Source organism: Luedemannella flava, from assembly GCF_039528515.1.
Classification (GTDB): domain Bacteria; phylum Actinomycetota; class Actinomycetes; order Mycobacteriales; family Micromonosporaceae; genus Luedemannella; species Luedemannella flava.
Genome location: NZ_BAAALT010000164.1, coordinates 1 through 13,170, shown reverse-complemented (window position 1 = coordinate 13,170; position 13,170 = coordinate 1). Strand labels below are relative to the sequence as shown.

11 protein-coding genes are annotated in these 13,170 nt (G+C 71.5%); 3 read left to right on the top strand and 8 right to left on the bottom strand.

The window, feature by feature from the left end:
* Positions 1-99: 99 nt before the first annotated feature.
* From ABD211_RS23240 to ABD211_RS23230, 3 genes are read right to left on the bottom strand one after another with little or no spacing between them, the layout of a single operon-like run.
* Entirely contained in the window at positions 100-774 is a 675-nt protein-coding gene (locus tag ABD211_RS23240; RefSeq protein WP_344135767.1) for a CE1759 family FMN reductase, read from the bottom strand.
* Positions 771-1,871 carry an LLM class flavin-dependent oxidoreductase gene (locus ABD211_RS23235; RefSeq protein ID WP_344135764.1) on the bottom strand — a complete coding sequence of 367 codons (1,101 nt, stop codon included), beginning with the start codon at positions 1,869-1,871 and terminating at the stop codon, positions 771-773. Before ABD211_RS23235 ends, ABD211_RS23240 begins: the two co-directional genes overlap by 4 nt.
* 52 nt (positions 1,872-1,923) lie before the next feature.
* On the bottom strand, positions 1,924-3,273 hold the full coding sequence (locus ABD211_RS23230; protein ID WP_344135761.1) for an amidase family protein: 1,350 nt from the start codon (positions 3,271-3,273) through the stop codon (positions 1,924-1,926).
* A 34-nt stretch (positions 3,274-3,307) separates the two neighbouring features.
* On the opposite strand from ABD211_RS23230, the gene ABD211_RS23225 reads away from it, so the two are divergent.
* Positions 3,308-3,820, top strand: coding sequence for a GNAT family N-acetyltransferase (locus ABD211_RS23225; RefSeq protein WP_344135850.1), 513 nt, complete (start codon positions 3,308-3,310; stop codon positions 3,818-3,820).
* On the opposite strand, the gene ABD211_RS23220 is transcribed toward ABD211_RS23225, so the two are convergent.
* From ABD211_RS23220 to ABD211_RS23200, 5 genes are all read right to left on the bottom strand, one after another.
* Positions 3,801-4,916: a geranylgeranyl reductase family protein gene (locus ABD211_RS23220; RefSeq protein ID WP_344135847.1), complete on the bottom strand. Its 1,116-nt coding sequence runs from the start codon at positions 4,914-4,916 to the stop codon at positions 3,801-3,803. The genes ABD211_RS23225 and ABD211_RS23220 overlap by 20 nt on opposite strands.
* A gap of 117 nt (positions 4,917-5,033) precedes the next feature.
* Positions 5,034-6,179, bottom strand: coding sequence for a hypothetical protein (locus ABD211_RS23215; RefSeq protein ID WP_344135759.1), 1,146 nt, complete (start codon positions 6,177-6,179; stop codon positions 5,034-5,036).
* Positions 6,180-6,264: 85 nt separating this feature from the next.
* Positions 6,265-7,386, bottom strand: coding sequence for a hypothetical protein (locus ABD211_RS23210; RefSeq protein ID WP_344135756.1), 1,122 nt, complete (start codon positions 7,384-7,386; stop codon positions 6,265-6,267).
* Between the two features lie 176 nt (positions 7,387-7,562).
* Positions 7,563-9,440, bottom strand: coding sequence for a glycoside hydrolase family 6 protein (locus ABD211_RS23205; RefSeq protein ID WP_344135753.1), 1,878 nt, complete (start codon positions 9,438-9,440; stop codon positions 7,563-7,565).
* Positions 9,441-9,890: 450 nt separating this feature from the next.
* On the bottom strand, positions 9,891-10,232 hold the full coding sequence (locus ABD211_RS23200) for an STAS domain-containing protein (protein ID WP_344135750.1): 342 nt from the start codon (positions 10,230-10,232) through the stop codon (positions 9,891-9,893).
* Positions 10,233-10,338: 106 nt separating this feature from the next.
* Here ABD211_RS23200 and ABD211_RS23195 point away from each other — a divergent pair, with 106 nt between their 5' ends.
* Together ABD211_RS23195 and ABD211_RS23190 are read left to right on the top strand one after the other, a co-directional pair.
* Entirely contained in the window at positions 10,339-11,148 is an 810-nt protein-coding gene (locus ABD211_RS23195; protein ID WP_344135747.1) for an endonuclease/exonuclease/phosphatase family protein, read from the top strand.
* A gap of 88 nt (positions 11,149-11,236) precedes the next feature.
* A complete protein-coding gene (locus ABD211_RS23190; protein WP_425560499.1) occupies positions 11,237-12,982 on the top strand; it encodes an MDR family MFS transporter in 1,746 nt (581 codons plus the stop codon).
* Positions 12,983-13,170: the final 188 nt, after the last annotated feature.

The window sequence follows — 13,170 nt, the reverse complement described above, 5'->3', positions numbered from 1 at the left end:
ACGTCAACACGTTGCGAACTGTTTTCGATCACAGTCGCGCACGTCGATGGGCCCTCAGCCAGCTAACAGTCAGCCAGCTAACAGTCAGCCAGCTAACAGTCAGCCGGCCAGCAGGTCGTCGAACGTCGTCGTCAGCGCGAAGGGGTCGGGGGCGACCGCCGGCTTCCGACTGCCGATGAGATCCGCCAGCTCGGCGGCGGCCCGGTCGATGCGCACACGCAGCGAGCCACCGGCACCGCCCGCGCTGCCACCGTCTGCGCCCGCCCAGTCCTCCGGCGCGGCGAACACCGAGGTCGGGGCGACGACCGCGCGCAGGTGGGCGAACATCGGCCGCAGCGCGTGTTCCAGCGCCAGCGAGTGCCGCACTGTCCCGCCCGTCGCGGCGATGAGCACGGGCTTGTCGACCAGGGCCGCATCCCCGAGCACGTCGAAGAACATCTTGAACAGCCCGTTGTACGAGGCGTTGAAGGTGGGCGTCACCGCGATGACGCCGTCCGCGCCCGCCACCGCGTCCAGCGCCGCCTTGAGCTCCGGCGCCGGGAAGCCGGTGAGCAGGTTGTTCACGAGGTCGTGCGCGATGTCGCGCACCTCGATCGTGACCACCTCGACCGTGACCACCTCGACTGTGACCACCTCGACCGTGACCACCTCGACTGAGTCGGACTCAACCGGATCGAGGCGCTTCACCGCCGCCGCGGCGAGCTGATCGGCGAGCAGGCGGGTCGACGACGGCCGGGTCAGCCCGGCCGTGACGACGGCGATGGTCCGCGTCATCCCGCCACCTCCACGTCCGCCGCCGCGTCGCGCGCCGCGAGCAGCGAGGCGTGCGTGGGCGCGTCCGGCACGTGCGCGGGCCGGCCGACGGCGAACTCGCGGCGCAGCACAGGAACGACCTCCTCGCCGAGGATGTCGAGCTGCTCCAGTACGGTCTTCAACGGCAGGCCCGCGTGGTCGACGAGGAACAGCTGCCGCTGGTAGTCGCCCACGTACTCACGGAACGACAGTGTCCGGTCGATGACCTGCTGCGGGCTGCCGACGGTCAGCGGCGTCTGCGCGCTGAACTCCTCCAGCGACGGGCCGTGGCCGTACACGGGGGCGTTGTCGAAGTACGGCCGGAACTCGCGGACCGCGTCCTGCGAGTTGCGCCGCATGAACACCTGGCCGCCGAGGCCGACGATGGCCTGGTCGGCGTCGCCGTGGCCGTAGTGCGCGAAGCGCTGCCGGTACAGGCCGACCATGCGTTGCGTGTGCTCCTTCGGCCAGAAGATGTGGTTGGCGAAGAACCCGTCGCCGTAGTAGGCGGCCTGCTCGGCGATCTCCGGGCTGCGGATGGAGCCGTGCCAGACGAACGGCGGGATGCCGTCGAGCGGGGCGGGCGTCGAGGTGAACGACTGCAGCGGGGTGCGGAACTTGCCCTGCCAGTCCACCACGTCCTCGCGCCACAGGCGGCGCAGCAGCGCGTAGTTCTCCACCGCGAGCGGGATGCCGTTGCGGATGTCCTGGCCGAACCACGGGTACACCGGGCCGGTGTTGCCGCGCCCCAGCATCAGGTCGACCCGGCCGTCGGCCAGGTGCTGCAGCATCGCGTAGTCCTCGGCGATCTTCACCGGGTCGTTCGTGGTGATCAGCGTCGTGGCCGTCGACAGCTGCAGCCGGGAGGTGCGGGCCGCGATGAAGCCGAGCATCGTGGTCGGTGACGACGGCACGAACGGCGGGTTGTGGTGCTCGCCCGTGGCGAACACGTCCAGCCCGACCTCCTCGGCCTTCAACGCGATGGTGACCATCGCCTTGACGCGCTCCGCCTCGGTCGGCGTCCGCCCGTTGGTCGGGTCGGTCGTCACGTCGCCCACGGTAAAGATGCCGAACTGCATGGTGAAGCTCCTCACGCCCCGCCCGGATGGACTCCGGACGGCCGGCACAACATCACCCCGACGGCGCGATATTCCGTTTTCCGGTCTCCCCATGACCGGCGCCACGCCCATAACGGACAGCGTCGCCAATAAGGACAGCGTCGCCAATCATGACAGCGTCGCCAATCATGACAGCGGCCTCAACGAGTGCCCGATCACCGCCGGCCGGCGCGACGAGGGCCAGACCGCGAGGAGGTCGTGGGTCACCCTCCGCCAGCGCCGGCAGCGCCACGCTGGGCAGCCCGAAGGCAGCCGCGGGTACGGCGCACGCGAGCGTCGCCGCCCGCCACGCGTCCCGCCCGGCGGCGTCCGGACCGACGGTATCCACGCCACGCACGTGGCCGGGCCCACCCGCCGCCGGCAGCGCCAGCCAGGCCCCGCCAGGTGCACCCGACCCGGCCAGGACGTCGGCGAGCGCCGCGCGCCACTCGTCGAACCGCGCCTCGGCGCCGCGCTCGTCGGCGGCGGTGACGGTCGCCCCGAATCGGAACCGCCCCTCGACGTCCGGGGCGAGCGCGCCCGGGTGCGCCTCGATCCAGGCGCCGCGCAGCCGCCACGCCTGCGCCGCCTGCAGTACGCGGAACGCCGCCAGCAGTTCGGCGATGTAACCGTCCCAGGGCAGCTCGACGGTCTCGACCGTGGCGCCCAGCGCGCTCGCGGCGCGCGCCACCGCCTCCTGCACGACCTCGGCGGTCTCCGGCTCGACGGCTTCGAGGTGCGCGCGGCTGACCACGAGCCGCCCGGGCACGCGGCCCGCGACGTCCGGGTCGGTCGAGGCGGGTGGCGGGAGGAGCACGTCGGCGACCGCGGCGAGGACGGCGGCGTCGCGGGTGATCCAGCCGACCGTGTCGAAGCGCGGCGCGAGGGCCAGCACGTCCACGTCCGGTACGGCGCCGTCGGGCAGGGCCGCGTGGGTGGGCCGCAGACCGTACAGGCCGCAGCACGAGGCGGGGACCCGGATCGAGCCGGCCGTGTCGGTGCCCAGGCCGATGTCGGCGAGGCCGGCGGCGACCGCGGCGGCCGGGCCGCAGGACGAACCGCCGGTCACCCGGTCGGGCGCCGCCGCGTTGGGCGGCGCGCCGTAGTGGATGTTGTCGCCGGACAGCGCGTACGCCAGCTCGTCGGTGTGCGCGATGCCGACCACGTCCGCGCCGGCCGCGCGCAGGACGGCAACCGACGGCGCGTCCCGACGCTCGGGGGCGGCCCCGGCCAGCCAGGTGGGGTTCCCGCCGCCGATGGCGTGCCCGCCGAGGGCGATGAGGTCCTTGACCGCGACCCGCAGCCCGTCCAGCGGCCCGTGCCCGGTCGCCGGCGCGAGCACGCCGCCGTCCCCGACCCGGAAGATCTGCTCCACGACACCCATGGGATCAGTGTCCGGCTAGGCTGCCGGCGTGATCATTCGACCCGCCACCATTCGAGAGGCCACGGCCACGGACTGGCCGCGGATCTGGCCGTTCTTCCGGGCGATCGTCGCCGAGGGTGAGACGTACGCGTACCCGGATGATCTGACCTCGGACGAGGCGCGGGCGCTGTGGCTGGAGCCGCCGCCCGGCCACGCGGTCGTCGCGGTGGACGAGGACGGCACGGTCCTCGGCTCGGCGAAGATGGGTCCGAACCGGCCCGGCCGGGGCGCGCACGTGGCGACCGCGAGTTTCATGGTCGACCCGGCCCACGGCGGCAGGGGCGTCGGCGCGGCCCTGGGCCGGTACGTGCTGGACTGGGCCCGCACCAACGGTTACCGCGGCATGCAGTTCAACGCCGTCGTGGAGACGAACACGGTGGCGGTCGCCCTCTGGCAACGCCTCGGCTTCGAGATCATCGGCACGGTCCCCGAGGCGTTCCACTCCAGGAGCCACGGCTACGTCGGGCTCCACGTGATGTACCAGCGTTTCAGCGGCCTAGCCGGGTGACCGCCGCCCGCACCAGTGGCCGGGCGAGCCAGCGTTCCGGGGCCTGTTCGCCGCGGCAGAACGCCTGGAAGGCGCGCCACCCCGGCCGCGTCGCGATGACCCGGTGGAACAGCCGCGGCCGGCGGGTGAACGCGTCCAGGATCGCCCGCCCGGCCCGCATCGTGGGCACCAGCGTCTCCGCGACCGCGCGCTCGTAGCCGGGCAGGTCGTCGCGGGCGGCCGCCGCGCCGGCCAGCGCACCCGAGCGCAGGGCGAAGCTGATGCCCTCGCGGGTCCACGGTTCGAGCAGGCCGGCGGCGTCGCCGGCGACGAGGACGCGGCCGCGCCGCAGCGGCGAGTCGTCCGTGCGGCACCGGGTCAGGTGCCCGGAGTCGTGCAGGGGCTCGATCCCGGACAGGCCCAGCTGCCGCACGAACGCGGCGAGGTAGTCCTTCGTCTCGCCGCCGGACCCGCGCGCCGCGATCACGCCCACGGTCAGGTAGTCGTCCTTCGGGAACACCCAGCCGTAGGAGCCGGGCAGCGGTCCCCAGTCGATGAGCAGCCGCCCGCGCCACGCCTCCCGCTGCGCGGCGTCCGCGGGCAGTTCCACCTCCAGACCCAGATCAACCTGCGAGTACGCCACGCCGACGTGGCGGGACGTCACTCCCCCGGAGCCGTCAGCGCCCACCACGACGCGCCCGGTTACGGCCGTCCCGTCGCCGAGCCGTACGCGTACCCCATCCGGGGTTTCGGACAGCGCGCGGACCGTGACGCGCTGGTGGACCTCGGCGCCGGCGGACGCCGCGGCGGCGCGCAGCGCGTCGTCGAACTCCGTGCGGGCGACCATGCTGACCAGCGGTCGCGTCGAGGTGCGGGTGACGGCCCGGTGGCCCGCGTGGGTGAACGTGACCCGGTGGACGACGTCGCGGGCGGGCACGGCGAAGCCGGCCGGCAGCGCCGCGAGCGAGGTGCCGATGAGGCCGCCGCCGCAGGTCTTGTAGCGGGGGTGTTCGGCCCGCTCGAGCACGAGCGTGCGCGCACCGGCGCTGGCCGCCGCGTGCGCCGCCGACAGGCCGGCCGGGCCCGCGCCGACGACCACCACATCCCACATGTCCATCTCACTCACGCGGGCAGCCTATTAAGGGACCCGCCCGGACGCGCCGACGGGCCGTGCAGACGATGATCTTTCTGCCTCATTGCCCGCGCTGAGCTGCGCGGATAACGTGCGCGGCCGTTATGGATCTCGCCCGTGGCGGCGCACCGCGTCGCGGACGAAGGCGAACGTGGCCGCGTCGGCGAGCATGCGCTTGTCGTCCATGAAGCTGATCGCGAACAGGCCGTCCGAGGTCATCTCACGCAGGAACGTCGGGTCGAGCACCTGCCGCACGTCGGTGCCGTAGTTGCCGCTGTCGTTCTGGTAGTGCGCCAGCATGACCGGCCCGTACGCGCGCAGCTCGCGGACCATGGTCCGGATCGTCATCGTGTTGCTCACCGAGTCCATGGCCTGGAAGCTCTGGAAGTCGCTCTCCCGCAGCACGTCGGCGAACCGGTCGAACAGCGTGCGCCCGCCGCCCCGACCGGGGTCGTCGTAGAGGGCCTGCCAGCCGCCCCAGCCCAGCGACACCTTGGCGTTCGGCGCGTGCCGGTGGAAGATCTCCATCGCCGACCGGTACTGGTCGATCATCGCGCGGTAGTAGTTCGTGGTGGCGGCGTCCGCGCTCCACGCGTTGTCCTGGCACGGGTACGTCTGGAACTCGGTGAACAGGGTGACGTAGAGCGGCGGGCCGGCCTTCGCCCCCGCGAACGTCCTCGCCAGGGTCGTCATGTCCCCCGCGAACCGGCCGGCCAGCGGATACGCCCGCCCGCACGCCGGTCCGTACTTCGTGTCGAGGGCCACCTCCGCGCCGTCGTTGTAGACGATCAGGTGCAGGGCGTAACCCTGGTGGTAGGCCTTCCCCACGGTGCCGGTGCGCCAGCCCGACATCCACGACAGGTCGCCCGGGCCGTTGTACCAGCTTGTCAGCATCCGCACCGGGGCCTGCGTGACGAGCTTCTCGGTGATCGCCCCGTCGGCCTCCGTACCCATGCCGAACAGGACCTTCTCTGAGCCGCCGGCCGGCAGCGGCACGGGCGTCGCGAGCGCCCCGCCGAGCGGCGCACCCGACGGACCGGGCCCCGGTGGGCGCGACGCGACAGTGACCGGCGCGCCGGATCCCCTGCCGCCGTCGGACGATCCATCGCCGGACGACCCGCCGGACAGCTGACCGGGCCAGCGGGTGCCGCCGAAGCCGGCCACAGCGGCGGCAAGGGCCAACACGGCGACCACGAGCGCGACCCGGCCGCCGGGACCCCGTCGTTGGCGGTGCCGTCCCCGTCCCATCGCCCTGACACTAGCGACCCAAGCGGTACAGACAGGTTTCGGCCGTGTGCCGGAACCTTGTCATCCACCGCACGGGTGGCAGGGGCTAGCGGCGGCTGCGGACCGCGGGGCTGGTGGGCACGACGCTCTCCCGGCGCTCGGCGTCATCGGCCCCGCGCCGTGCGCGGCGGACCCCGACGAGGCCGGCGACCAGCGCGCCGAGGCCCAGCACACCGGTGACTGCCGCGATGGTCACCCAGAGCCAGGTCAGACCGCCGGACCCGGCCGCGTTCTCCGGGTCCGCGACGGCCGGTCCGGTCGGGTCCGGTCGGGGCGCGATGGCGTAGGCCAGCAGGGGCGTGGGCTCGGCCGCGTCCGAGACGGTGAGGAAGTTCTTGCCGTCGCGCGCGTACGCGATCGCCTCGCCCTGCGGCTCGTCGGGCAGCGGCGTGATCGTCGGCGTGCCCGTGGTGATCGCCTTGACGATGTCGCCGTTGGGCGCCAGGAACTCATAGGCGTCGGAGTACGTCCGGATTACCACGTGCCGCGCGTCGGGGGCGAACGCGGCGCCCGTCACGAGGTTGTTGCCCGACGCGCCGTACGGATTGGAGGTGCCGGTGGCCTGCGGGGTGAACTGCCCGACGCGGGTGAGCGCGACGCCCTTGTCGTCGTTGGGGATGAGCTCCTCCGACGGCGCGTACACGCCGGCCGGGCCCTGCAGCTCCTTGGTGATGATCACGGGCACGCCGTCGGCCGTCACGACGAGCGCCTCGGCGTCGTGCGGACCGTCCGGATAGCGCAGCCGGAAGATCGTGGGCTTGGCCTCGGCCGGGTCCAGCCGCCACAGCGCGATCGTCTCCCGGCGCGTGTCGGCCGTGACGTTGTCGCCGATGTCGGCGACCCACACCCGACCGTTCTGGTCGATCGCGAGGTCCTCGGGGTCGCGGGCGGCCGTGGGGTAGCCCACCGAACGGACGATCTTGCACGACCGGTTCAGGAAGAAGATCCTGATCTTCGAGGGTTCGAAGTTGCTGTCGTTGATCGCCACGAACCCGGTCGACGTCTCCGCCAGGCCGGACGTCTCCTGGAGCCTCGGGTCACTGAACGTGCACCGTGTGGCCGGCTCAGCGGCCGACAGCGGCGCGCCGTGCGCCGGCCCGGCCGCCGCCGGGGCGGACATCGCGGTGAGCAGGGCGAGGGCGGCTGCGGAGATCGTCGAAGCAGTCATCGCCCACAGTCTGTCAAAGCTCGGGCGGGAGCGCTCGCCGTGTCCGCGTCATACCGCGGAAAAGTCCCATCACCAGGGGAAAGCGGCGTGGCCCCCGACCCACCGGAGTGGATCAGGGGCCACGCTCTGTACATACAGCCTACGCTGCGCGTTACCGCTTACGCGGTGCCGTCACCTCAGGAGAGGGGCGGGTACGCGTTCGCCATCAGCTGGGCGAACTGGGTCGAGAACCAGGCACCCGAGATCGGGGCGCCGGGGAGCGAGCCAGTCATGCTGTTGCCGTTGCGCTCGTTACCCGTGTAGGTCGGGTCACACATCCGGTCGAAGCCCTTGCCCTCGTTGTTCTCGATGAGGGTGCTGGAGCCGTCCGACTCGCCCGGAGGCTTGACCCAGACGTAGGCGTCGATGCCGGAGGCGGGGGCCGCCTTCGGGCGCTCGCCCATGCCCGCACCGGCCTGGTTGCACCAGTTGCCGGCGTGGATACGACGGTCGACACGGGACTGGTTGACGAACGTGTTCACGTCCGTCGAGGTGCTGGCCGCGGTCGGGCGGGCCGCGCCGCCGGCGGCGCACGGGGCGGCCGACGTGGCGGTGCAGTTGCCCCAACCGTTGCGGGAGGTGTCGATCAGCATGCCGATGTTCGAGTTGAAGCCCGACTGCACCAGGCGGCTACGGAAGGCCTGGGCAAAGGTCAGCTCGTCGACGTACTGGTTCCAGTCAACCCACTTGGCCTGACGGACCGACGTGCCGTTCACCGAGGTGTTGATGGTGAAGTACGGCTCGGTCAGCGCCGAGTAGTTCGCGGTGTTCGTGATGAACCCGGTCACGTTGTTGACGCTGCCCGACGCCACCGCGGTCTGGTACATGAGGTCGGCGGTGGGGCCGAAGTTCGTGTCCCAGCCGATCCAGCCGTGGTGCGCGGCGTCGATGTAGTTGTACACGTTCGGGATCGCGCCGAGCTTCTGCAGGGCGTACGCGATGCCGTTGACGTAACCACCGTTGGACTTCATCGTGGCGCACTTGGCCACGTTGGTGTTGGTGATCAGGTTCGGCAGCGAGTCGATCTCGATGACGTTGATGATGCGCAGGTTGCGGTACTTGGCGTCCGACTGGATCGCGGCGATCGGGTCGATGTACTCGGCCTTGTACCGCGGCAGCTCGTCCACGCCGAGCTCACCGTTCGAGGCGAGCGCGGAGCAGTCACGACCCGGCAGGTCGTAGATGACGAACTGGGCGTAGCCCGCGCCCTGGGCGAGAGCGGCGTCCAGGTGGTCACGCAGACCCATGGCACCGTTCGAGCTGCTGTTCGAGGTGCCCTCGATCGCGGCGATACGGTCGAGCCACACCGCGGTCGGCGTGTTCGACACCCGGCTGCCGCCGCTGACGGACTCAGCCTTGGCCTTCCACTCCGGGTTCACGTAGCCGGTCGCACCCGCGTACGGGTTGTCGACCTTCGGGCCGCCCGTGCCGGTGACGACCGCCGAGGTCGGCGGCCGGCTGGTCACGACCGAGGAGGTCGGCGGCCGGCTCGTCACGACCGACGAGGTCGGCGGCCGGCTCGTCACGACCGACGAGGTCGGCGGCCGGCTCGTCACGACCGACGAGGTCGGGACCGAGCTGGTCGGCGTGGTGCCGTTGCAGGCGACGCCGTTGACCGCGAACGCGGTCGGGATGCCGTTGGTGCCGTTCCAGCTGCCGATGAAGCCGGGGTTGACGGTGCCGCCGTTGGCGACAGAGCCGTTCCAGGCCTCATTCACGAACGTGACGTTCGCGCCGGACTGGGTGGCCTTGCCGCTCCAGCTCTGCGAGATGGTCTGTCCGTTGGCGAACGCGAACGTCAGCGACCAGCTCGTCCAGGCGTCACCGGTGTTCTTGATGACGATGTTGCCCTGGAAACCCCCCGGCCACGAACCCACGATCGAGTACGTGACGTTACATGCGGTAGCAGCGCTCGCCGGTGCGGCGACCGCCACTGCCGTGGTCCCCACGGCGGCCGCGGCCGCCGCGATAGCGACAACCTTCGCCCGACGGGACCGCATTGGGACGAATCTCATGCCTTTCACTCCCACTGTTTCTGGCGGCACCAGGGCCGATGCCCCGGTGCAGGCACCATGGATCGCGACAGGGTCGCGCCCTTGGCACGTAACTCAGCTGACCCGCCACGCCCGAGCGGCGAGTTTCACGACGTCGTCCCTTGGCAGGGGACGACCCACTGTGAGGCCCGCCGTCAGAGTGCCGAAGCGCCTCTACGTGCCCTTGGCGTGCCCAAATGCGCATCTGGCTCCATCGATGCGTAGCAGGAGTCTCGCACGCGCTCCACAGCGCCACCAAGAATGTGATCGAGACGTGCACATGTCTGGGTGAACACGCAGGTCAACTCATTGATACAGACCGGAAAGTTTCACCTGCGGACATCATCCGTTCGGCCCCCTTAGCCCTGCTCGGGCCAATGATCGGCACCCAGGACAAACACCCCGGAGATCATCGGTTCAGCACGGAACCGGTCAGCGCGGGGACGTGGGGGCCGGGATCAGTTTGTGGTCGGCGCGGGTGATGTGCAGGACGGCGGCCACCATCCCGGCCGCGCCGGCGACCGACACCTGCCGGCCCTGCTCGGCGAGCTCCAGGTACGCGTGCATGAGCGCGGCCACGCCGCTCGCGTCCAGGAACGGCACGCCGGACAGGTCGAAGACGACCTCGTCGACGTTCGGCAGGACCAGCGCCTGCAGGGCCGCCTCATGCAGGAGGTGGGAGGTGGCCAGGTCGACCTCACCGAGCACGAGGATCCGCAGTACGCCGGGGTCCTGGGTGACCAGGGTCAGCTCCACCGCCGCACCGCCGCCCACACGCTCACGTCACGCATCGGGGGGTGCACTACCCGCAGCCGCATCCGCTCAATCCTGCCCCCGGTCCGGGCACCGCGGGAGCCAGGCCTGTGGAAAGGTGGCCCGCATGCGCGTGGTCAGCTGGAACCTGTGGTGGCGCTTCGGCGACTGGCGCCGGCGCCGGCACGCGATCAGGGCCGTTCTCGCCGAAGCGAAACCCGATCTCTGCGGCCTGCAGGAGGTCTGGGCCGACCCGGACGAGAACCTCGCCGGCTGGCTCGCCGCGGAGCTGGACATGCACTGGGCCTGGGGCCCGACCGCGCACCCGCACCAGTGGCAACGGCGCACGGGGGACGATTCGGCCCAGTTCGGCACCGCCATCCTGAGCCGGTGGCCGCTCGCCGACACGGCGACCGAGGAGCTGCCCGCGTCGCGGGGGCGCACCGTGGTGAGCGCGACGGTGCAGGCGCCGTACGCCCGGATCCCGTTCTTCAGCGCGCACCTGGCGGCGACCGCGTTCGCCACGGCCGCGCGCCTCGAACAGGTCGACCGGATCCGCGAGCTCGTGGCGGCCCGCCCGTCCGACGACCACCCGCCCGTCCTCACGGGCGATTTCAACGCCGAGCCAGATTCGGACGAAATGCGCGTTCTGGGTGGAGACAAGACATCCCCGAGTACGGCGCCCGGGCTGATCCTCATGGACGCCTGGCGGTTCGCGGAGGACGGCCGCGCCGGCCTCACCTGGGACCGGCGCAACCCGCACGTCGCCGAGGCCCCCGAGCCGAGCATGCGCATCGACTACGTGCGGGTCGGTCTGCGTTACGACCTGGACGTGGGCCGCGTCGAGAACGTCGGGCTCGCCGGCACGGAGCCCGTGGACGGCGTCTGGCCCTCCGACCACTTCGCGGTCGTCGCCGACCTCAGCAGCCCAGCCTGACCCGCCGGGTCGGTTTGACCGATTGGCCTCGCCCGGCCCCGGAGGGTGAAACTTGCATGATGCAGACACGCGAGGATCGGGAGATCACGTGAGCACCTCGACACAGGCGCAGACGCCGGCGGCGACGCCGGGGCCCGCCGGCGCCACCCCGGGCGACGGCACGGGCGCGCTCAGCCACCGCCAGATCATGACCATCCTCATCGGACTGATGATGGGCATGTTCCTGGCCGCGCTGGACCAGACGATCGTGGCCACCGCCATGCGGACCATCGCCGACGACCTGTCCGGCTTCTCGATCCAGGCGTGGGCGACGACCGCCTTCCTCATCACCTCCACGATCTCGACCCCGCTGTACGGCAAGCTCTCCGACATCTACGGCCGCAAACCGTTCTTCCTGTTCGCCATCGGCATCTTCATCGTCGGCTCGGTGCTGTGCGGCCTCGCCGACTCCATGTACGAGCTGGCGGCGTTCCGGGCGGTGCAGGGCATCGGCGCGGGCGGCCTCATGTCGCTGGCGCTGGCCATCATCGGCGACATCGTGCCGCCCCGCGAGCGCGCGAAATACCAGGGGTACTTCCTCGCCGTGTTCGGCACGTCCAGCGTGCTCGGGCCCGTACTCGGCGGGTTCTTCGCGGGCGCCGACGAGATCCTCGGCGTCGCCGGCTGGCGCTGGATCTTCTACATCAACGTGCCGATCGCGGCCGCCGCGATGATCGTCGTGACGAAGGTGCTGCACATCCCGCACCGGCGGCAGGACCACCGCATCGACTGGCCCGGCGCGCTGGCGCTCATCGTCTGCCTGGTGCCGCTGCTCACCGTGGCCGAGCAGGGCCGCGAGTGGGGCTGGGACTCGGGCCGCTCGCTGCTCTGCTACGCCATCGGCACCGTCGGCCTGATCGCGTTCCTCGTCGCCGAGCGGGCGTACGGGGACGAGGCGCTGCTGCCGCTGCGGCTGTTCCGTGGCCGCACGTTCGCCATCGGCTCGGTGAGCAGCTTCATCGTCGGCATGGCCATGTTCGGCGGGCTGCTCATGGTGCCGCTGTACCTGCAGATTGTGAAGGGCTCGTCCCCCACCGAGGGCGGCCTGCAGCTCATCCCGTTCGTGGTGGGCATCATGGCCGGGTCGATCATCTCGGGCCAGGTCATTTTCCGCACCGGCCGCTACCGGATCTTCCCGATCGTCGGCAGCGCCATCATGCTCGTCGCGCTCGTGCTGTTCTCGCTGATCACGGCCGACACGCCGCTGTGGCAGACGATGCTGGTCATGGCGCTGATGGGCCTCGGCCTCGGCGGCAACATGCAGCCGATGATCACGGCCGTGCAGAACGCCGCCTCGCCCCGCGAGATCGGGGTGTCGACCTCGGCGGTCACGTTCTTCCGGTCGATGGGCGGCACGCTGGGCGCGGCCGTCTTCCTCTCGCTGCTCTTCGCGTACCTGCCGAGCAAGATCAAGGAGGCCTTCGCGGCCGCGCAGCCGACGCCGGCGTTCCAGCAGGCCGTGGCCGCCCACCCCGACCAGGCGCAGGCCCTGCAGGCGGCGACCGGGGGCGCCGGTGGCGAGGCGCTCAACGACACGTCGTTCATCAACCGGCTCGCCGACGCGCTGTCGCACCCGTTCAAGGTCGGGTTCTCCGACGCGATGAGCGTTGTCTTCCTGGTGAGCGCGGTCATCATGGTCGCCGGCCTGCTCGTCGTCGCCTTCCTGCCGGAGCTGCCCCTCCGCCAGCACTCCGCCGCCCAGGCCCGCGCGGAGGAGGACGCCGCGGAAGCCGCCGCCGCGGAGGCCACCCCCTCGTCGCCGCCCCCCGCCAAGGACGCGTCCGAGCGCACGTAGCCGAAGTAAGGCCAGTTACATGCGGAATTCCGGGTGGGAGTTCCGCACGTAACCGGCCTTTCGTCGGGCTGACGGACGCGCGGTGGGTCAGCGGGAGCCGGGGAGGCCCTTGTCCAGGCCAGCGCGGGGGAGGGCGCCCGCCAGAGCGCCGCCCATCGGGTCGGGCTGGCGGCCGCGGGAGCCGCCGG

What these genes read in the sequence shown, in the direction of transcription:
- ABD211_RS23215 (WP_344135759.1), bottom strand. Translation starts at nt 6,179, where the DNA reads ATGGGACGGGGACGGCACCGCCAACGACGGGGTCCCGGCGGCCGGGTC.
- ABD211_RS23205 (WP_344135753.1), bottom strand. Translation starts at nt 9,440, where the DNA reads ATGAGATTCGTCCCAATGCGGTCCCGTCGGGCGAAGGTTGTCGCTATC.
- ABD211_RS23210 (WP_344135756.1), bottom strand. Translation starts at nt 7,386, where the DNA reads ATGACTGCTTCGACGATCTCCGCAGCCGCCCTCGCCCTGCTCACCGCG.
- ABD211_RS23235 (WP_344135764.1), bottom strand. Translation starts at nt 1,871, where the DNA reads ATGCAGTTCGGCATCTTTACCGTGGGCGACGTGACGACCGACCCGACC.
- ABD211_RS23240 (WP_344135767.1), bottom strand. Translation starts at nt 774, where the DNA reads ATGACGCGGACCATCGCCGTCGTCACGGCCGGGCTGACCCGGCCGTCG.
- ABD211_RS23195 (WP_344135747.1), top strand. Translation starts at nt 10,339, where the DNA reads ATGCGCGTGGTCAGCTGGAACCTGTGGTGGCGCTTCGGCGACTGGCGC.
- ABD211_RS23220 (WP_344135847.1), bottom strand. Translation starts at nt 4,916, where the DNA reads ATGGACATGTGGGATGTGGTGGTCGTCGGCGCGGGCCCGGCCGGCCTG.
- ABD211_RS23230 (WP_344135761.1), bottom strand. Translation starts at nt 3,273, where the DNA reads ATGGGTGTCGTGGAGCAGATCTTCCGGGTCGGGGACGGCGGCGTGCTC.